The 20228-nt window shown below is 68.6% G+C and carries 17 protein-coding genes and 1 pseudogene; 15 read left to right on the plus strand and 3 right to left on the minus strand.

Going from position 1 to position 20228, the window contains the following annotated elements; genetic code table 11:
* The 8 genes and pseudogenes from WBL06_RS00090 to WBL06_RS00125 all read left to right on the plus strand — a co-directional run.
* Positions 1-245 (plus strand): HNH endonuclease signature motif containing protein (locus WBL06_RS00090; RefSeq protein WP_424453937.1); only part of this gene is annotated, 245 nt, incomplete at its 5' end.
* A gap of 77 nt (positions 246-322) precedes the next feature.
* A pseudogene (locus WBL06_RS00095) lies at positions 323-826 on the plus strand (APC family permease); the annotation flags it as partial.
* A gap of 121 nt (positions 827-947) precedes the next feature.
* Positions 948-1637 carry an amino acid permease gene (locus WBL06_RS00100; RefSeq protein ID WP_424453938.1) on the plus strand — a complete coding sequence of 230 codons (690 nt, stop codon included), beginning with the start codon at positions 948-950 and terminating at the stop codon, positions 1635-1637.
* Positions 1630-2544: a cyclase family protein gene (locus WBL06_RS00105; protein WP_424453939.1), complete on the plus strand. Its 915-nt coding sequence runs from the start codon at positions 1630-1632 to the stop codon at positions 2542-2544. The genes WBL06_RS00100 and WBL06_RS00105 overlap by 8 nt, the downstream gene beginning before the upstream one ends.
* Before the next feature lie 71 nt (positions 2545-2615).
* Positions 2616-3029 (plus strand): hypothetical protein, encoded by a 414-nt coding sequence (locus WBL06_RS00110; protein ID WP_424453940.1) that lies wholly within the window; start codon positions 2616-2618, stop codon positions 3027-3029.
* A gap of 56 nt (positions 3030-3085) precedes the next feature.
* Positions 3086-4336 carry a multidrug effflux MFS transporter gene (locus tag WBL06_RS00115; protein WP_424453941.1) on the plus strand — a complete coding sequence of 417 codons (1251 nt, stop codon included), beginning with the start codon at positions 3086-3088 and terminating at the stop codon, positions 4334-4336.
* A 135-nt stretch (positions 4337-4471) separates the two neighbouring features.
* Positions 4472-5131, plus strand: a complete 660-nt coding sequence (locus WBL06_RS00120) for a phosphatase PAP2 family protein (RefSeq protein ID WP_424453942.1) — start codon at positions 4472-4474, stop codon at positions 5129-5131.
* Positions 5128-6393 carry a saccharopine dehydrogenase family protein gene (locus tag WBL06_RS00125; RefSeq protein WP_424453943.1) on the plus strand — a complete coding sequence of 422 codons (1266 nt, stop codon included), beginning with the start codon at positions 5128-5130 and terminating at the stop codon, positions 6391-6393. The genes WBL06_RS00120 and WBL06_RS00125 overlap by 4 nt, the downstream gene beginning before the upstream one ends.
* 66 nt (positions 6394-6459) lie before the next feature.
* On the opposite strand, the gene WBL06_RS00130 is transcribed toward WBL06_RS00125, so the two are convergent.
* Complete coding sequence (locus tag WBL06_RS00130; protein ID WP_424453944.1) at positions 6460-8580, minus strand: RICIN domain-containing protein; 2121 nt, start codon at positions 8578-8580, stop codon at positions 6460-6462.
* 271 nt (positions 8581-8851) lie between these two features.
* Between WBL06_RS00130 and WBL06_RS00135 the strand changes: the two genes are divergently transcribed.
* The 7 genes from WBL06_RS00135 to WBL06_RS00165 all read left to right on the plus strand — a co-directional run bounded on the left by WBL06_RS00135 (position 8852) and on the right by WBL06_RS00165 (position 17318).
* Entirely contained in the window at positions 8852-9862 is a 1011-nt protein-coding gene (locus WBL06_RS00135; protein WP_424453945.1) for a LacI family DNA-binding transcriptional regulator, read from the plus strand.
* Positions 9863-9997: 135 nt separating this feature from the next.
* Positions 9998-11257 carry an ABC transporter substrate-binding protein gene (locus WBL06_RS00140; protein ID WP_424453946.1) on the plus strand — a complete coding sequence of 420 codons (1260 nt, stop codon included), beginning with the start codon at positions 9998-10000 and terminating at the stop codon, positions 11255-11257.
* 111 nt (positions 11258-11368) lie between these two features.
* Positions 11369-12313, plus strand: coding sequence for a carbohydrate ABC transporter permease (locus WBL06_RS00145; RefSeq protein WP_424453947.1), 945 nt, complete (start codon positions 11369-11371; stop codon positions 12311-12313).
* Positions 12310-13146 carry a carbohydrate ABC transporter permease gene (locus tag WBL06_RS00150; RefSeq protein WP_424453948.1) on the plus strand — a complete coding sequence of 279 codons (837 nt, stop codon included), beginning with the start codon at positions 12310-12312 and terminating at the stop codon, positions 13144-13146. The genes WBL06_RS00145 and WBL06_RS00150 overlap by 4 nt, the downstream gene beginning before the upstream one ends.
* A 13-nt stretch (positions 13147-13159) precedes the next feature.
* Positions 13160-14446, plus strand: a complete 1287-nt coding sequence (locus WBL06_RS00155) for a family 1 glycosylhydrolase (protein ID WP_424453949.1) — start codon at positions 13160-13162, stop codon at positions 14444-14446.
* Complete coding sequence (locus tag WBL06_RS00160) at positions 14443-15957, plus strand: alpha-N-arabinofuranosidase (protein WP_424453950.1); 1515 nt, start codon at positions 14443-14445, stop codon at positions 15955-15957. Before WBL06_RS00155 ends, WBL06_RS00160 begins: the two co-directional genes overlap by 4 nt.
* Before the next feature lie 98 nt (positions 15958-16055).
* On the plus strand, positions 16056-17318 hold the full coding sequence (locus tag WBL06_RS00165) for an ROK family transcriptional regulator (RefSeq protein WP_424453951.1): 1263 nt from the start codon (positions 16056-16058) through the stop codon (positions 17316-17318).
* Here the strand turns inward: WBL06_RS00165 and xylB are convergent.
* Positions 17260-18675: a xylulokinase gene (xylB, locus tag WBL06_RS00170; protein ID WP_424453952.1), complete on the minus strand. Its 1416-nt coding sequence runs from the start codon at positions 18673-18675 to the stop codon at positions 17260-17262. The two genes, WBL06_RS00165 and xylB, sit on opposite strands and share 59 nt — an antisense overlap.
* Before the next feature lie 20 nt (positions 18676-18695).
* The gene (xylA, locus tag WBL06_RS00175; protein WP_424453953.1) at positions 18696-19886 is read right to left on the minus strand and encodes a xylose isomerase; all 1191 of its coding nucleotides are present in this window, start codon (positions 19884-19886) and stop codon (positions 18696-18698) included.
* Positions 19887-20228: the final 342 nt, after the last annotated feature.

Genomic DNA, 20228 nt, shown 5'->3' on the forward strand with positions numbered 1-20228 from the left:
ACCGACCCCCCTCCTGGTGCGAAGCCCACCACGCCCTCGAATGGGACAACGGCGGCCCCACCGACATCGCCAACGGTGTCTTGCTGTGCCGCTTCCACCACATGCTCACCCACAACATGGGCTGGACCATCCGACCACCCGACACCCCCAACGGGAAATGGCTCATGCACCCACCACCCGGCCGACCCGGCAACCACAAACCCCTCGAACTCACCAGCAAGAACCCCCTCCACCGAAAGCCCTGAACCCAGGCCCCAGGGGAGAGCTCCGCCTCGGCGGAGAGGTGGGTCAAGTGCTACCGCAGGAGGCATATCGCGTCACGATGGCTGAAACCCGCGCGCGGGTGTCAGCCCCTGCCCGCCAAACTGAGCACGTGAAACAGCAGGGGCGGATCGGGTTGCCGTCAGCATCCGCCCTCTACGTCGCCGCAGTGCTCGGCACCGGCATCCTCGTGCTGCCCGGCCTCGCCGCCGATACCGCCGGGCCGGCGTCGATCCTCGCGGTGGCGATCGTGTTCGTGATCTCGATCCCTCTCGCCGGAACTTTCGCGGCGCTCGCCGCGAGGTTCCCGGATGCCGGGGGAGTGGCGACGTTCGTGCGGCTCGCGCTCGGCCGAACCGCCGCCCGGATGACCGGCTACTGGTTCTTCTTCGGCTGCGGCTTCGGCGCTCCCGTCGTCGCGTCGCTCGGCGGCGAGTACCTCGCTGCGGTCGTCGGCCTGCCGCGCGAGTGGATCGGGCCGGTGGGCGCCGCTTTCCTCGTCGTCGCGATCGGCCTGGCCTGGATCGGCCTTCGGGTCAGCAGCGGCGTGCAGCTGGGACTGAGCGCGCTGCTCGTCGTCGTGGTCGTGATCGTCGTGGCGAGTGCCGTGCCCGCCGCGCAGCCCGCGAATCTCGAGCCGTTCCTGCCACGGCTGGGCGGGTGTCGCGCTCGCGATCAGCCTGTTCGTGTGGGCTTTCGCCGGCTGGGAGGCGATCACGCACTGGGCGAGCGAGTTCAAGAACCCGCGCCGCACCTTGCCACTCGCGACGGCGATCGCGGTCGTCGTCGTCGGGGTCGCCTACCTCGCTCTCCAGATCGCGACGGTCATGGTCAGTGGGGCGCAGGGCGGCAGCAGCCTCGTGCCGCTCATCGACCTCGTCGCCGTGACCCTTCCCGGGTTCGGCCCGGCGATCGTCGCCGGCATCGCGGTCATCGTCGTGCTCGGGGTGCTCAACGTGTACATCCCCGCGTTCGGCAACCTCGCCGCGTCCCTCGGCCGCGACGGCGACCTGCCGCGCTGGTTCGCCCCGGGAGCCGCGGGCGGGGAGGTACCGCGCCGCGGGCTGCTGCTCACCGCCGTGATCTGCCTCGGCTACACCGCCATCCGGTTCGCGTTCGACCTCGACCTGAAGGTGTTCATTCTCATCCACACCTCGTCGATGGTCGCCGTCTACCTGCTCGGAGTGATCGCCGCCGTGCGGCTGCTCGAGCGCTTCAGCGTCGGCTGGTGGATGGCCGTCCTGTCGGTGCTGCTCGTCGGTGGGCTCGTGCTTCTCGCCGGCGCTAACCTGCTCATTCCGGCGATACTCGCCATCGTGGCGCTCGTCGTCACCGTCGTCACCGTCGTCACCCGTAAGGAGGAGGTTCGTGCCTGAATATCGTGCCCACTTCGACGCTCGCATCGGGTTCGCCAACGGCGGAGGTCTCACAGCCGAGGGCTTCCGCCTCGATCTCCCAACAGGCGAAGAGACTCTAGAGCAGATCGGCGCCCTGTTCGTGCGTCACCTCGGTCTCGCCATGGTCGGGTCGATCGACCTCGAGAACCTTCGCATCGTCGAGGAGGCGCACAAGGGATCGCGCGGTATCGACACGCCCGGGTCGGATGCGCCGAGCCGCGTGGTCGATCTCAGCCACGTCATCCACGAGGGCCTCATCACCTACCCGGGGCTTCCGGCGCCGCAGTTCAGCCCGTTTTTGACCCGGGAGGACTCGCGGGCGAAGTACGCCTCCGGCACCGAGTTCGCGATGGACATCATCACGATGATCGGCAACACCGGCACCTACCTCGACAGCCCGTTCCACCGCTACGGCGACGGTGCCGACCTCGCCGGGCTCGACCTGACCACCCTCGTCGACCTGCCGACCGAGGTGTTCCACCTCACCGACCTGACGACCCGCGGCATCCCGGTCGGGGTGTTCCTCGACCGCGACCTGCGCGGCACCGCCGTGCTGCTGCACACGGGATGGGACCGGCACTTCGGCACGCCCGAGTACCTGCGCGGTGCGCCGTTCCTCGAGGCGGCGGCGGTCGACCACCTGATCGCCCAGGGCGTCACCCTCGTCGGCATCGACTCGCTCAACATCGACGACACCGAATCGGGCGGCGAGCGGCCGGCCCACACCGGGCTGCTCGGTGCCGGCATCCACGTGGTCGAGCACCTCACCCGGCTCGGCGACCTGCCGGCGCGGGGTGCGCGGTTCACCGCCGCGCCGCCGGCAGTGCGTGACTTCGGCACCTTCCCGGTGCGGGCGTTCGCGGTGATCTCCGGCATCCAGAATTAGCCTCGGCGGCCTACCCCCAGTTCGGGTCGAACCCCTCGACCCAGAAACGATGGGTCCCCTATCGTTTCGCTGTGAATTCGAGCAGCGGGCAAACGGGTGCGGTAGCGAACGTCGACATCGCACGCCTCGAGAAGTTGGTCGTCCGGATGCAGGAGAGCTTGCCGGGGCTGCTCGCGACTGACATCTGGATCGCCGAAACCGGCGTGTCGATCGCCGCAATCAACGGTCAACCGGTGGCCACCAAGTTGTTCAACACGCTCACCACCGATCTCAGCGACGCGCTCGCAACGTCGGGTTTCCCGGTGATCAACCGCTACTACCTGCTCGAACTCGAGGGCGATCTGGCGAGCCTGGTCATCCGGCACGGCGATGACCTGCGCCAGGGCGTGTTGTTCGACACCCGCTACACCAACATCGGCACGATGCTCGCCCTCGGGCTGCCGATGGCGCAGCGCGGGGTCGAAGAGGCGCGCACCGCAGACTGAGCGGCCGGCATCGCGGCCCGGCAGGGGGCACCCGCAGCCAGCTAGGGTCGAGAACCGTGACCCACCCCGGCGACGCACTCTCACGCTCCTCGCGCGTGCTCTACGTCGTCGTGCTCGGTGCGCTCGTCGCCCTCGGGCCGTTCACGATCGACCTCTACCTGCCGGCCTTCCCGGTCGTCGCCGCCGAGTTCGCCGGGTCGGAGTCGCTGATCCAGCTCACGCTGACCGCGACCATGATCGGCTTCGGACTGGGGCAGCTCGTCGTGGGACCGTGGAGCGATACCGTCGGACGTCGCGTACCGCTGATCCTCGCCACGACGGTGCATGTCGGAGCGAGCCTCGGGGTCGCCTTCTCGCCCGACATCACCTGGCTGCTCGTCTTCCGCGTGCTGCAGGGGGTGGGCGCGGCGGGCGGAGGCGTCGTCGCGATGGCGACCGTGCGCGACCTGTTCGGCGGGCAGCCCTTGGTGCGGATGCTGTCGCGGCTCGCGCTCGTCACGAGCCTCGCGCCGATCCTCGCGCCGGTGATCGGGTCGCAGTTGCTCGTGGTGCTCGACTGGCGCGGCCTCTTCGTGGCTCTCGCCGGCTACGGCGTCGCGGTCGTCGTGCTCGCGTCGACGCTCATCGCCGAGACCCTCCCGCCGGAACGCCGCCGGGTGCGGGGCCACAGCACGACCGCGCAGCGCTATCGCGCGGTGCTGTCCGATCGCGTCTTCATCGGGGTCGCGCTCATCGCCGGGCTCATGTTCTCGGGCCTGTTCGCCTACCTGTCGGCGTCGTCGTTCCTGTTCCAAGACGTGTACGGCTTCGACGCTCAGCAGTACGGCATCTTGTTCGCCGTCAACTCGATCGGCCTCGCGGTCTCGTCGCAGGTCGCCTCACGGCTGATGCGCCGGTTCGCGCCCCCGCGCATCCTCGCGGTGTCGTTGCCGCTCATGGCGCTCGCCGGGTTCACCGCCGCCGCCGCTGCGGTCCTCGACCTCGGCCTGGCCCCGATCGTGGCGAGCACCTTCGTGTTCCTCAGCTCCGCGGGCCTGAGTTTCCCGTGCATCCAGGTGACCGCGCTCGCCCCGCACGGTGCCGAGGCCGGCACGGCTGCCGCGCTGCTCGGCGCGATCAACTTCGGGCTGGCGAGCCTCTCTGCGCCGATCGTCGGCGTGTTCGGTACCGAGACGGCGATCCCGATGGGCCTGGGGATGGGCGTCCTGCTCACCGTCGCGACCGCCCTGCTCTGGATCGTCGTGCGTCCGTTGCGGGCGAAACGCATCGGCGACGAACCGGCCGAACTCGCGGTCGCCGCGCACTGACCCCGGCGGCTGTCGCCCTGCGGGGACGGATGCCGCGACACGCCGTCGACACGCCGCGCGGAGTCGGGATGGTCCCCGGAGGGCGACAGCTCCGTGCTCTACATTCTGTCGGGTGCCGGCGGCTACCGTGGAGGGATGGAGCCAGGCGCCGCCCTTCGCGAGCCGCCGTGGCGGCGGATCGCCGGGATCGCCGCCGCCTCCGCGATGGTCGCCGTGCTCGTGCTGGGGTTGCTCGTGCGCATCGACGCGGTCGCCGACGAGGTCGACGGCGAGTGGATGGAGGAGGTGCTGGAGCTTCGCGGTCCGCTCTGGGAGGCGATCTCGCGCGTGTTCGACTTCATCGGCGGGGGGTGGTTCGCGGTCTGGCTCGTGCCGGTTGCCGTCGCGGTGCTCTTCCTGATCGCCCGGCGTCCGTGGGCGGCAGCGGTCTTCGTGGTCGTCTCGGCGCTGAGTGCGGGCCTGGTTCAGGCGCTGAAGGTGCTCTTCGGGCGGGCTCGGCCCGACGACATCCTTCTCGATCTCACGAGCGGGGCCTACCCGTCGGGCCACGCCGCCAACGCTGCAACGGTGGCTGTGCTGCTCGCGTTGCTCGTGCCGCGCTGGTGGATCGCGCTCCTCGGTACCGGGTACGTCGTGCTGATGGCGCTCAGCCGCACCTACCTCGGCGCCCACTGGTTGAGCGACACCGTCGGCGGCGCGTTGCTCGGGGCATCCGTTGCGCTGGCCGCATGGGCGGCGTTGGCGCCGCTGCTTCGTCGCGAACGTGCGCGCTCACCCGCTAGCGTCGGCACATGAGAATCCTGCTCGTCGGCGCCGGCGGGGTGGGCGATGCGATTGCGAAGATCGCCGCCCGCCGTGACTTCTTCGAAACCCTGGTCGTGAGCGACTACGACCTCTCCCGTGCGGAGCGCACGATTGCCTGGGTGGCGGCCAAGCACGGCGATCAGGGCGGCCGGTTCGTCGCTGCGCGGATCGACGCCTCCGACCCCTCGTCGGTGGAAGCGGTGGCGCGCGAACACGGCGTGACCCACGTGATGAACGCCGTCGAACCGAAGTTCGTGCCGACGATCTTCGCCGGGGCTCTCGCCGCCGGAGCCGACTATCTCGACATGGCGATGAGCCTGTCGGAGCCGCATCCCGACGACCCCTACGCGCTCACCGGGGTCAAGCTCGGCGACGACCAGTTCGCCCAAGCCGGCGACTGGGAGAAGGCCGGTCGGCTCGCCCTCGTCGGGATGGGCGTCGAGCCCGGGCTCTCTGACGTGTTCGCCCGCTACGCCGCCGACGAGCTGTTCTCGTCGATCGACGAGCTGGGAGTGCGCGACGGGGCCAACCTGGTCGTGCGTGACGAGAACGGCGACGAGATCTTCGCTCCGTCGTTCAGCATCTGGACGACGATCGAGGAGTGCCTCAACCCTCCCGTCGTCTGGGAGAAGGACAGGGGCTGGTTCACCACCCCGCCGTTCTCGGAGCCTGAGGTCTTCGACTTCCCCGAAGGCATCGGCGCCGTCGAGTGCGTCAACGTCGAGCACGAAGAGGTGCTGCTCATGCCGCGCTGGGTCGACGCGAAACGCGTCACCTTCAAGTACGGGCTCGGCGACGAGTTCATCGGCATCCTCAAGACCCTGCACCAACTGCACCTCGATTCGACCGTGCCGATCCGGGTGCGGTCGGCGAACGGGCCCGTCGAGGTGGCGCCCCGGGATGTCGTCGCCGCCGCGCTGCCCGACCCCGCGAGCCTCGGCCCGCGCATGACCGGCAAGACGTGCGCCGGGCTGTGGGTCACCGGTACCGGAAAGGACGGGAAGCCCCGCGAGGTGTACCTGTACCACGTCAGCGACAACGAGTGGACGATGGCCGAGTACGAGAGCCAGTGCGTCGTGTGGCAGACCGCGTTCAACCCGGTGATCGCCCTCGAGCTGTTGAGCGCAGGCGTGTGGAGCGGCACGGGGGTGCTCGGCCCGGAGGCGTTCGCCGCCGGGCCGTTCCTGGAGCTGATGGCGAAGGCCGAAGCCGGTGGCGGCTACGGGCAGCCGTGGGGACTCGAAGACCGCTGATGACGAGCCCCGCGGCGGGTGAAGGTGTTCGACCCGCCGCGGAGCCGGCTATTCGATCAGCCGTGGCTACTGGATCCCCTCTTTGATCAGACGCCACTGCTGAGCCGTCGCACCGTTGCTTGGCCATTGCTGGGCAATCGCGCCGTCGCTCGTGGAACCCCCAGTGATCTCGAGCAGCTTCGAGCTGTTCTGGTTGCTGAGCGTCCACCAGCCTCCGCTCGTTGCGAAGTTCCAACGTTGTGTCGCATGCCCGGTCGCGCCCCATTGCACGGCATCCGTGCCGTCGGCCGTCGATGCCGAAGGGATCTCCAGGAGCTTCCCGCTGTTGAGGTTTACCACGATGTATCCGCCCGACGCCGCTGTCAACGTCCACACCTGGGTGGGGTTGCCCGTCAGGCCCCACTGACCGACGGCTGCGCCGTCGGTGGTGAGGGCGCTGAGCACTTCGAGCAGCTTGCCGCTCGCGCGGTTCACGATCCGGAACTGCGGATCGAGCGCCGTCGAGGGCCGGTAGACGTGCAGCGTGTCGATCTCGGCGAACGATGTCGCCTTGCTGAATCGCACGGTGTTGGTGCCCGCGTTGAGCGATACCGACAGTTGCGCCCACTGGTACCGGCCCCAGTCGACTGTCTTCGGGTAGGTGATCGCGGTCGACCCGCCCCCGTTGACGCTCACGTCGTGGGTGCTGTTGGCTCCCGTCCCGTTCGCGTACCTGACATTGAGTGTGTAGGTCGCGGCCGAGGGAACGCGCACGGTGAACTGCACGTAGTCGCCGCTGTCGTTGATGTTGCCGATCTTCGACCCGTTGGAGGCCTGCACATGGCTGACGACCGACACGCTGTTGAGCGTTGCGAGTTCGGCCTCGTACTGTTGCGCGTCGAGCGGGACCGACCCGACCCGCACGTCGTTGTACGTCGTCACCAGGTTCTCGACGTTCGTGGCCTGGTACAAGGTGCGGCCGTCGACCGAGTAGTCGATTCCCTGGGCGAAACCGGAGAAGTTGCCGCCTTGCGTGTCGCTCGCGTCGTACGTCACCGCCATCGGCAGTCGCTCCCACGGCCCTTCACCGAGGTTGTAGTTGACGTAGTAGTTCTGGCCGCCGTCGATGACGCCGCCCGAGGTGAGCGACCACTTCGCGGCGACGACGACCATTCCCCGGGGCCCGCCGCTGGGCACCCACTTCACGTACGGGGACGACCCGATGCTGCGCCCGTTGGCGAGGGCGATCTGAGTACCGAGACTCGTCGTGGTGCCCCAGTTGAGGCCATCGTTCGAGATCTTGAAGTAGACCGGGGCAGTGTTGAGCGACTGGCTCGGTCGGTTGACGACCTCCCAGGTGCCGAGGTAGCGGCCGTCGGGCAACTTGGTGACGGTGATCATCCCGGGCCTGTCGCTGGAGTTGTTGGGCGCCGAGACGTTGACGAGCGAGCCCCAGGTCTGACCGCCGTCGGTGGATCGGCGATACGAAACGGCCTGCAGGACGCCGTTCGCCTTCTGCCGTTCGTCGGAGAAGTAGGCGACGAGCCCACCCGAGCCATCGATGGCGAGTGACGGTTCCCAGACGGTGGTCGTCGTCGACGTCGGGCTGGGGTCGTAGACGGCGGGGCCGCCCGTATCGATGGTGCTCACGAACGACCAGGACGTGCCCTGGTTGGTGCTCTTGTAGAGAACCAAGCGGCTGCTGGAGCGGTCCTCCGGCATGATCATCCCGGCGAGCAGGATCGTGCCGGCCGCGAGGTTGCCGGTCGTCTGGGTGACCTCGAACAGGAACGGCTGCGACGTGCGGGTCAGTGTGGGGAACTGCAGGCTGGGGTTGACGTCGGCGACCTTGGTCCACGACGCACCGTCGTTGCTGCTGCGCCAGATCGGGTATACCTGCACGCCGTTCTGGAGCACGAGCTGGTCGTAGGTGACGAGTTGCGTCCCGTTACTGGCCCCGCTGTTCTTCAGCACGATGATCTTGGCGTACGTCGTGCCGGCGGGCGCGCCGCCCTCGGGGTTGAACGAGGTGCCGGCGGCGGGAGAGTAGACGAGGGCGCCATTGCCGGTCGTGACCGCGTGGGCTGGCGCCAAGGCTGGGAAGCCGCTCAGCGCGAGCGCGGCTGCGGCGAGGAGGGTGATCGCCGGGCGGGTGATTCGTTCGAGTGCGGTGTTCCGCGGCCGGCTGCCGACGGGTGAGGGTGTCATTTCGGTCGTCTCCTCGGTTAGGTGGGGCGGGAACCGAGTCGGGAGATTCGCGGCGCATCGTTCGCGCACGGTCGGGTGTCGCGGTCGTGGACCGCTCCTGTGGTGATCGGCGGCGCCGGAGATCCTCCGTCGTCGGGGTCCGGTAGTACAACGTTGTAAACACCGTGTCGCTACAACGTTGTAACGTGGACCTGGGTTGACCGTACGCGTCCGCGGAGGATCGTGTCAAGCAGCTTCGCGGAACAGCGACGGCTGCGGTTACGGTGGGGGGATGACGCCCACCCTGCGCGATGTCGCCGAACTCGCCGGGGTGTCGTTCAAGACCGTGTCGAACGTCATCCACGACCATCCGCACGTCTCCGAAGCGACGCGGTCGCGGGTTCTCGCAGCAATCGATCAGCTGGGCTATCGCCCGAACCTCACGGCCCGCACGCTGCGCTCGGGCCGGACCGGCGCGATCGGGCTCGCGGTTCCGGAGCTGAGCCTCGCGTACTTCGCCGAGCTCGCCGACGAGGTCATCACGGTCGCCGATCGGCACGAAATGGTCGTGCTCATCGAACAGACAGGCGGCGATCCCGATCGCGAACGCGAGGCGCTCACCGGCCCCCGTCGCCAGCTCACCGACGGGCTGCTCTTCAGCCCGCTCGGGTTGGGCAACGACGACGCCGACGCGCTCGACGTCGACTTTCCGCTCGTCCTGCTCGGCGAGCGGATCTTCGGCGGACCCGTGGACCACGTCACGATGGAGAACGTCGCGGGGGCTGCGGCGGCGACGCGCCATCTGCTCGACCTCGGCCGGCGCCGCATCGCGGTGCTCGGCGCCCACACCGGCGAGGTGATCGGGTCGGCCGGGCTGCGTCTCGAGGGCTATCGGAAGGCGCTCGCGGATGCGGGAGTGCCCTTCGACGACGCCCTCATCGTGGACGCGGGGCCGTGGCACCGGTCGAACGGCGCGGAGGCGATGCGCAACCTGCTCGCGCGAGGTACCTCGTTCGACGCCATCTTCGCGCTCAACGACGAGCTCGCTCTCGGGGCGTTGCGGGTGCTCGGCGAGAGCGGGATCCGGGTGCCGGCAGACGTCGCGATCATCGGGTTCGATGACGTGGACGAGGGCCGCTACTCGTTCCCGAGCCTCAGCACGGTGGACCCCGGTCGCCGGGAAATCGCCAGGCTCGCGGTCGAAACGCTTCTCGGCGTGATCGCGGCCGGGGATGCCCGTTCCCCGCGGCGCGAACTCCGCAGCGCGTTCCGCATCCTGCAGCGTGAGTCCACGACTCTCTGATCGTCGGCTTGACAGTGTGGCCGAGAATGCGCATGATGTCGTTTACAACGTTGTAAATGGCGGCGTACGACCACGTCGAACGCCCAGTGCAGACAGAGCAGTCCCGCATCCACCAAGCAAAGGAACAACCCGCTTATGAAACTCTCACCGCTTGTCGCGGGCGTCGGCATCCTCGCCGTCGCCCTTACTGCCACCGGCTGCACGGCCGGTCCCTCGAGCGACGGACCCGTCGAGCTCACCTTCTGGCACGGCTACACGGAAGCCGACGGAGATGTGCTCGAGCAGATCGTCGCCGATTTCAACGAGTCGCAGGACGGCATCGTCGTGACGACGGAGATCAACCCGTGGGCCGTCATCGACGACACCCTCCTCCCCGCGCTCTCGGCCGGCAACGGCCCGGACATCGTCGCGATGCCTGCCGAGCGGCTTCCGGTCTACGCCGATCGGGGAGCGTTCGTCGCCCTTGACGACTTCTACGCCGACCCGGCCAACAACGCCAGCGACGTCAACCCGGGTGCGGTCGATATGGTCACCGTCGGCGGCACCGCCTACGGCGTGCCCACCGGCTTCGTGCCGCTCGCCGTCTACTACAACAAGGCTCTCTTCGCGGCGGCCGGCATCACCGAGCCGCCCGCGACCTGGGACGAGTGGGTCGCGACCGCCGAAGCGCTGACGGTCGACGCGAATGCCGACGGCACGCCCGAGCAGTACGGCGTCGTCCTTCCGGACCACGCGACGGTCGCCAACGGACTGTGGCCCTCACTGTTCTACGGCAACGGAGGTGACATCGTCGAAGGCGGCGACACCGCCGTGATCGACTCGCCCGAGAACCTTGAGACCCTACAGTTCTGGCAGGACGCGATCGCGAACGACAAGATCTCGCCGACCGGCGTCGACGGCATCGAGGCGGACGGCATCTTCAGCGCCGGCCAGGCCGCGATGACCATCGGTGGCCCCTGGATGGTCTTCATCGCCGCCGACAACGGCATCGACTACGGCATCGCACCGATCCCCGCCGGGCCGGAGGCTCAGGCCGCGTCGGCGATCGGCGTCTCGATGGCGATCACCGACACGGATGACGACGCCAAGGCCGCCGCCGCTCAGGAGTTCTTCGCGTACTTCCTGAACGACGAGAACTCGGTCGCCTGGTCGCTCGGCTCCGGCTGGCCTCCGCTGCGCACGAGCATCTCGGCCGACGCGGTCGCCGAGAACCCGACCGTGGCAGCGCTGACCGCGCAGGCTCAGTTCGGGCGTCCGCTCCTGCCGGGCGTTGTGCAGAGCGTCGACGTGCTCACCGCGGTCGACGAGCTCACGCAGCGGGCGATGGCGGGCGAGGACATCGCCACGCTACTCGCCGAAGCCCAGGAGAAGATCCAGGCCGCTCTCGACGACTGACCCCGTCGGGAGGCCGGAGGCGACCCGACCGGTCGTCTTCGGCCTCCCCCTTGCCCCGAGTCCGCCACGCGGACCACGATGCGAACACCAGCCGATGGAAGGAGGAACCCGATGACCAGCACCACCGCACGCCGCTACCGCCCGCCGGCTCCGCTCGGCGGCCGCCGGACCTCCCGCTCGAGCCAGCGGCGGCGCAATATCACCGCCCTCGCCTTCCTCACCCCCGCCCTCGTCGTGCTCGGCGCTTTCGTCGCGTGGCCGATGTTGTCGGCGCTGCGGCTGTCGTTCACCGACGCCAGCGGCTTCGGCCAGGAGGAGTTCGTCGGACTCGACAACTACGTCACGGTATTCACCGACGCCGACGTCCGCGACGCGATGCTCAACACCCTCTGGTACACCGTGCTGTTCACGCCGGTCGCCGTGGCCGTCGCCCTCGTGCTCGCGCTCGCCCTCAACCACCCGCGGCTGCCGTTCCGGTCGTTCTTCCGCACGGCGCTCTTTCTGCCGTTCATCGTCTCGCTCGCGGTCGCGGCGATCGCCTGGAGCTACCTCATCGATCCGCAGGTCGGCCTGCTCAACCACTGGCTGAGCGGCGCCGGAATCCGGCTCGGGAACGTTCTCGAAGATCCCCTGCTCGCCATGCCCGCAGTCGCGTTCGTCGCGGTCTGGAAGAACTTCGGGTTCTATCTGGTGATCTTCCTCGCCGGTCTTCAAGACATCCCCGGTTCGCTCTACGAAGCCGCTCGCGTCGACGGAGCGGGGCCGTGGACGCGATTCAGCAACATCACGATGCCGCTGTTGTCGAACACGCTCGCGTTCGTGCTGATCTTCGCGATGATCGCCGCGCTGCAGGCGTTCGACCAGATCTACGTCATGACCGGCGGCGGCCCCTATGGGCACACTCAGACGATCGTCATGGAGATCTACGAGTCGGGCTTCCGCCGACTGGAGATCGGCTTCGCGTCGGCGCTCTCCTACGTGTTGCTCGCCGCCACCTTGCTGCTGAGCATCGTGCAGTTCGTCTTCTTCGGCCGCCGTGAGAAGGATGCGCAGTGATCGCCACCCGACGCCGCCTCCGCCCCTCGACCGTTCTGTTGACCGTCGCGCTCGCGGTGACGACAGCTGCCGTGCTGCTGCCCTTCGCGATCATCGTCTTCACCGCGTTCAAGCCGGTCGCCGAAGTGAACGCGTTCCCCCCGACGCTCGTGCCCGAGCAATGGACCCTCGCCAACCTAGAGCGCATCCTGACCGAGCTTCCATTCCTGAGGCTGACGCTCAACAGCTTCCTCTTCGCCGGCGGGGTGACGGTGTTCGCGCTCGCCTTCGACTCGCTCGCCGCCTACGCGCTCGCCCGCATCGACTTCACCGGTCAGCGCGCGCTGCTCATCTCCATCATCGCGAGCCTGATGATTCCCTTCCAGGCCACCCTCATCCCGGTGTACCAACTGGTGAGCGACCTCGGCTGGGTCAACACCTTCGCGGGACTGATCGCGCCGCGCGCCGCCGACGCCTTCGGGATCTTCTTCCTGCGGCAGTTCTTCCTGGCGCTCCCGCGCGACCTCGACTCCGCCGCGCGCATCGACGGGGCTTCCGAGTTCCGCGTGTTCCGGAGCGTCGTCCTGCCTAACGCCGTGCCCGCGCTGCTCACCCTGGCGATCTTCATCTTCGTCAACAACTGGAACGACCTGCTCTGGCCGCTCATCTTCACGACCTCGCGGGAGATGGGGACGATCACCTCCGGGTTGACCTTGCTGACCGGACCGGGCGGCATCATCCCGTACGGCGTCATGATGGCCGGCTCGCTCATCGCGGTGTTCCCGCTGGTGGTGGCGTTCCTGCTCGTGCAGCGGCGGTTCATCGAGAGCATCGCGACGACGGGCCTGAAATGACGAGGGTGCTGACATGACGACTCCCTGGTTCCGCGACGGCGGATTGCATTTCGCGCTCGGCATCGAGAACACCTTCGTGCCACAAGAGCGTCCGGGTGAACGCGCGATCGACGAGTACGAGCTCACCCGGCACTACGAGCACTGGCACACCGACCTCGGGCTCGTCGCCGAGGCGGGAGCCGAGCTGCTGCGCTACGGCATTCCGTGGCACCGCATCGCACCCGAGCCGGGTGTCTGGCAGTGGTCGTGGCTCGACGACGTGATGGACCGTCTCGCCGAACTCGGCATCAGCCCGATCGTCGACCTGTTGCACTACGGAACGCCGATCTGGCTGGAGCGCGAGTTTGCGAACCCCGACTATCCGCAGCATGTCGCGGAGTACGCGACGCGCGTCGCCGAGCGGTATGCGGCGCACGTCACCGACTACACACCCGTCAACGAGCCGATGATCCACGCCCTGTTCTCGGGCGAGTACGCCTATTGGCCCCCTTACCTCAGCGGCACGACGGGCTTGGTGCGGATGGTGGAACGCCTCGCCCGCGGCTTCGTGCTCACGCAGAACGGCATCCGGGACGTGCTCGGGGACCGCGCGGTCTTCGTGCACGTGGATGCCGGCTTCCGCTACGTCGGCGACATCGAGCCCGACGAGCATCGCGACCACGCGAGACGGCTGCACGCGCAGACCCACCTCGTCGAGGACCTCGTCACGGGTCGGGTCGACGCCGCGCACGAGCTCACGGCGTTCCTCCTCGAGAACGGGATGACGGACGACGACCTCACCTGGTTCGCCGAGCGTCCGACTCCGCCTGACGTCATGGGCGTCAACTACTACCCGCGGCACTCCACCGAAGTCTTCGAGGCGGGTGTCCACCACGGCGGAGGCTTCGGCGACCCGCGTCCCACGCGCGACGACGGTGTCGCCGGACTCGAAGAGGTGCTGCGGCGCGCCGCCGAGCGCTACCAGGTTCCCGTCATGCTCACCGAGACCTGCGTGACCGGAACCGTGACGGAACGGCTCGAGTGGCTCGACGCGTCGGTCGCGACCCTGCACCGGATGCGCGCCGCCAGCGTCGACGTCGTCGGCTACACCTGGTGGCCCGTGTTCGACATGTACGAGTGGACCTATCGGCACTCGACGGCGCCGCGCGAAGCCCACCGCCTGTCGATGGGGCTGTGGCGTCTCGTCGAACGAGACGGCGATCTCGACCGCGTGCCCACTCCGCTTGTCGCCTGGTTCCGCGATCACGCCACCGACCCCGCCGCCCGCGCGGCGACCCACCCTGGAAACGAGGAGAAATGACCACGGCCGCCCTGACCGTCGACCCCGCGTCCGCGATCGCTCCCGTCGATCGGCGCCTGTTCGGGTCGTTCATCGAACACCTCGGCCGAGCCGTGTACGACGGCATCCACGAACCCGGCCATCCGACGGCCGACGCCGAGGGATTCCGGGCCGACGTGCTCGACCTCGTGCGCGAGCTCGGGGTGACCACGGTGCGTTACCCGGGCGGCAACTTCGTCTCGGGCTACCGCTGGGAAGACGGTGTCGGTCCGAAGGAGTCCCGCCCGCGGCGAGTCGACCTCGCCTGGCACTCCCTCGAGACGAACGAGGTCGGCCTCGACGAGTTCGCGCGCTGGTCGGCGAAGGCCGGCACTGAGCTCATGCTCGCCGTCAACCTCGGAACCCGCGGTGTCGCCGAAGCACTCGACCTGCTCGAGTACGCCAACCTCCCGGGTGGGACGACGCTCGCCGAACAGCGGATCGCGAACGGCTCGCCCGAACCGCACTCCGTCACGATCTGGTGCCTCGGCAACGAGATGGACGGCTCGTGGCAGCTCGGGCATCGCAGCGCCGAGGATTACGGGAAGCTCGCCGCTCAGGCAGCCCGGGCGATGCGGCAACTGGACTCCCGCATCCAGCTCGTCGTCTGTGGCAGCTCCAGCCGCAGCATGCCGACCTTCGGGGAGTGGGAGCGGACGGTCCTCGAACACACCTGGGACGAGGTCGACTTCATCTCGTGCCACGCCTATTACAACCAGGGCGACCGCGACCTCAGCGAGTACCTCGCCACACCGGTCGACATGGACAGATTCATCGAGTCGGTATCCGCGACGATCGACCACGTCGCCGCCGTCAAAGGCAGCGACAAGCGGATCGGGATCTCGTTCGACGAGTGGAACGTGTGGGACATCGACCGGTACCACGCGGACGACAAACGCACCGCCATCGACGACTGGCCGATCGCGCCGCGGCTCCTCGAAGACTCCTACACCGTGGCCGATGCCGTCGTCGTGGGCGGTCTGCTGATCTCGCTGTTGCGGCACGCCGACCGGGTGACCGCCGCGAGTCTGGCACAGCTGGTGAATGTGATCGCGCCGATCATGACCGAACCGGGAGGCATCGCCTGGCGTCAGACGACCTTCTTCCCGTTCGCACTGACCTCCCGCCTGGGACGCGGGCGCGCGCTACACGTCGCGCTTCGCAGCGACACCATGGAGACCGCGAGTCACGGGACGGTGTCCGTGGTCGACGCGGTCGCCACGACGGATGACGACGGGGTGTCGCTCTTCCTCGTGAATCGTGGGGACACGATGGACGCGCGGGTGAGCGTCGATCTCTCGGCCGCGGGCGTGACGTCGATCCTGGAGGCGCACACATTGTGGGATGCCGATCCAACCGCGCGAAACACGGTCGACCAGCCCGACCGAGTCGCTGTGCGACCCTTGGACGTGGTGTTATCGCACGGGATAGCCGAGTTCACGCTGCCGCCATCCTCATGGTCGGCGATTCGGATCAGGAAAGAACCGGCGTGATGCCCCGGCGCGCCAGGACCCGCATCTTGGAGCCGACCGTGCGCGAGGAGTAGCGTTCTGCACGACATCCGGGCCAGGCGGAGTCGGTGGGAGCTGCAGTGAAGAGTGTCATCCGCCCGTTCGCGGGTGCTGCTGGCCACGCGTCGGCAGGCGGCAGCCTCGACGATCTGCGTCGCGGCAATCTGTCGGTCGTGCTGGGTCTCGTGCACGCCAACCGGGAGATCTCGCGCGCCGAGCTGACCAGGGCGACGGGACTCAACCGGTCGACGATCGCGACCATCGTCGCCGACCTCGAGGCTCGCGGTATCGTCGAGGCCGCCGATCCGCGCGCCACGAATCGCGTCGGCAGGCCGAGCGCGACGATCATCCCGACCGAACGCATTGCCGCGATCGCGGTGAATCCGGAACTCGATGCGACCATGATCAGCGTCGTCGCCCTCGGCGGTAACGTACTTCGCGCCGTGCGGTTCGAGAACGACCGGATCCCGTCGGCGCGCGAAGTCGCCAATGTCGTGGCTGCGGTCGTTGCGGGGATGCGGCCCGAGCTCGACCAGCAACACCATCTCGCCGGAATCGGAATCGCGGTGCCCGGTCAGGTGCGGTCGCGGGACGGGTTCGTCAACCTGGCCCCGCACCTGGAGTGGGTCGACGAGCCGCTCGCCGACATGATCACGGCGGCGACCGGACTTCCCACCTGGGCCGGCAACGATGCCGCCTGCGGCGTCATCGCCGAAGGGATGTTCGGCGCGGGCCGCGGGCAGAGCCATCTGGTGTTCCTCAACGGCGGTGCGAGCGGCATCGGTGGCGGGGTCATCGTCGGGGATTCGCTGCTCGCCGGGAGTGCGGGGTTCGGCGGCGAACTCGGCCACACCCTGGTGAACTCGGCGGGCCTGCTCTGTCACTGCGGCGCGTCGGGATGTCTCGAGACCGAGGTCACCCGGGCGGCCTTCCTCGACGCCGTCGGCTGGACCGGAGCCCAGGCCGACGCCCCCGACCGGCTGGTGGCCGCTGCCGACCTCTCCGAGTCGGGGCGACGTGAGATCGACCGGCAGCTCGAATTCCTCGCTGTCGCACTGCGCAACGTGACGAACGTCTTCAACCCGGGCCGCATCATCCTCGGGGGTTTCCTCGCCGACCTTCATCGGCTCGGCGGGAACGTGCTCGTTCAGCGGGTGCGCGAGACGGCGCTGCGCGGCCCGGGGCTGACGGTCGACATCGTGGCCTCGGCGTTGGGGCGCGACAGTCTGCTCGTGGGGGCGGCGGAACTCGCGTTCCGTGAAGTGCTCCGCGACCCGGGTGCGCTCAGCGCGTCGCAACCACCTGGTACGCCGATCGCGTCGACGGATGCGGCGGTGAGCTGACGACGTTCGCTCCGTCGAGTTCCCAGGTGGGGCGTGCGCCCGTGAGCGCCCAGGCCGCCTGAGCGGCGGCGCCGAGGGCGACGTACTCGGCCGGGGGGACCACGGTCACCGGCGTGCCGAGCACCTCGCTCGCGATCTGCTGGGTCGCCTCGAGGCGTGCGCCGCCGCCGATCAGAAGCACCCGGTCGACCGCGACGCCGGCAACGACGATGGCGTCGAGGCCCGCCGCGATCCCGCAGACCATCCCTTCGATCGCGGCCCGGGCGAGATTGGCCCGGGTGGTGGTGTCGTAGGTCAGTCCAGCGAAACTCGCCGTCGCGTCGGGAAGATCGGGCGTGCGTTCTCCCGCGAAGTAGGGCACGAGGATGACGCCGTCGGCTCCGGGGGCTGCCGAGAGGGCGAGCTTGCCGAACTCCGCGTGGTCGACGCCGAGAAGCGCGGCGACGGTATCGACCACCTGCGCCGCGTTCAAGGTCGCGACGAGCGGCAGGAAGGCGCCGCCGGCGTCGGCGAAGCCCGCGATCGTTCCCGTCGGGTCGGCGACGGGAACGTCGGTGACGGCGAAGACGGTGCCGCTCGTGCCGATCGACAGGACGACGTCGCCTCCGCGGGCGCCGAGCCCGAGCGCGGCAGCGGCGTTGTCGCCGGCTCCCGCCGCGACCGGGATGCCCGCGACGACGCCCGGATGCTCGGCCGTGACCCCGGCCAGCTCGGCCGGGCCGAGAACCCGCGGCAGGATCGCGTCATGCCCGAGGGCGGCCACGAACAGGTCACGGTCGTAGTCGCCGGTGGTCGGTGACCAGTAGGCGGTGCCGCTGGCATCCGACCGGTCGGTCGTCAGCTCGGCGAGATCGCCGCCCGGGCCGTGACCGGCCGCACCGTATCCACGGAGCCGCCAGGTGAGCCAGTCGTGGGGGAGTGCGACGGCGGCGACCCGCGCGGCGTTCTCGGGTTCGGCATCCCGCAACCAGCGCAGCTTGCTCGCCGTGAACGACGCGACGGGGACCAGTCCGGTGCGGGCGGCGTAGGCCTCTCGGCCGACCTCATCGCGGAGCGCCTCGGCTGCGTCACCGCTGCGGGTGTCGTTCCAGAGCAGGGCGTCGCGGATGACCTCCCCGCCCGCGTCGAGGGCCACCATGCCGTGCTGTTGACCGCCGATCGAGACCGCCGCGACATCGCTGATGCCGCCGGCATCCGCGATCGCCGCGAGCAACGCATCCCACCAGGCGGCCGGAGCCACCTCGGTGCCGGCCGGGTGCGCGGCCCGCCCCGACCTGACCACGTGGCCGGTCTCGGCGTCGACGACGACGACCTTGCAGCTCTGCGTCGACGAGTCGACACCCGCGACGAGGGTCACCTTCTTCTCCGAGTCCGGATTCAGCGCGCGCCGAGCAGGTGCTCGAGCGTGAGCTGCTGCACGCGCACGAATCCGAATCCGCGGCCGTCGTAGTACGGGCTCGCGTCGAAGTCCTCGTACGACGACCGGTCGGCGAGCAGCTCGGTGTAGCCCTCACCGTCATTGAGCGTCGGCCGGTTGATCTCGTCGACCTTGGCGGCCGCGAGCGCCTCGGCGACCTCGGGGTCGGCGCGGAAGGCCGCGGCGCGCTCCTTCAGCAGGAGGTACATCCGCATGTTCGCCGAGACCGACTCCCAGACGCCGTCCCAGTCCTCCGTGCGCGACGGCTTGTAGTCGAAGTGGCGGGGGCCGTGGTAGGTCGGGCCGCCGTCGGCTCCTCCGAACTCGAGCAGATCGACGAGTGAGAACGCGTTCAACACGTCGCCGTGACCGAAGACGAGGTCCTGGTCGAACTTGATGCCGCGCTGACCGTTGAGGTCGATGTGGAAGAGCTTGCCGGCATCCAGCGCCTGGGCGATCGCGTGGGTGTAGTTGAGGCCCGCCATCTGCTCGTGCCCGGTCTCGGGGTTGAGCCCGACGAGTTCGGGGTGCTCGAGCGTCTCGATGAAGGCGAGCGCGTGGCCGACGGTCGGCAGCAGGATGTCGCCGCGCGGCTCGTTCGGCTTCGGCTCGATCGCGAACTTGATGTCATACCCCTTGTCGAGCACGTATTGGCCCAGCAGGTTGACCGCCTCGCGGTAGCGCTCGAGGGCGCCGCGGATGTCTTTCGCGAGGTCGTATTCGCTGCCCTCGCGGCCACCCCACATGACGAAGGTCGTCGCGCCGAGCTCGGCGGCGAGGTCGATGTTGCGCAGCACCTTGCGCAGCGCGAACCGGCGCACGTCGCGGTCGTTGGAGGTGAACCCGCCGTCTTTGAACACCGGGTGGCTGAACAGGTTGGTCGTGATCATCGGGATGATGAGCCCGGTGTCGGCGAGGGCTTGCTTCAGGCGGTCGATCTCGTGCTGACGTTCGGCGTCGGTGCTGCCGAAGGCGAAGAGGTCGTCGTCGTGGAAGGTCATCCCGTAGGCACCGAGTTCGTTGAGCTTGTGCACGGCCTCGACCGTGTCGACCGGCTCGCGAGTGGCGGATCCGAACTGGTCCTGGGCGCGCCAGCCGAACGTCCAGAGGCCGAACGAGAACTTGTCGTCGCGCGTGGGTGTGAGGGTCATGGGATGTCGGTCCTTTGATGAGTGTCAGCGGGAGGTGAGGGAGTCGCGAAGATCAACACGCCGAATAAGGTGCGGGGTGTATCCGCCGTGTGTGATCTCACTGTCTTAAGGGCGGTAGGCGCCCGCGCGGACGCTCAAGAAGTCGCATTTGTCGACTTTGATCATGGCGGCAACATAACAGATGTGTGAACGAAGGTGCGCGTGGAACCACATTCGGCGGAGTTGTTGGATTGGCTGACCCCCCTACGACTCGGTATGTTGTTGCTAACGACAATGAGGGCCCGTTGACTCGAACCAAGCCCTGAACAGCCCCGCTCTGAACCACCTGGAGAACCAACAACG

The sequence above is a fragment of the Pseudolysinimonas sp. genome, assembly GCF_049651805.1.
In the GTDB taxonomy this organism is placed as follows: Bacteria; Actinomycetota; Actinomycetes; order Actinomycetales; family Microbacteriaceae; genus Pseudolysinimonas_A.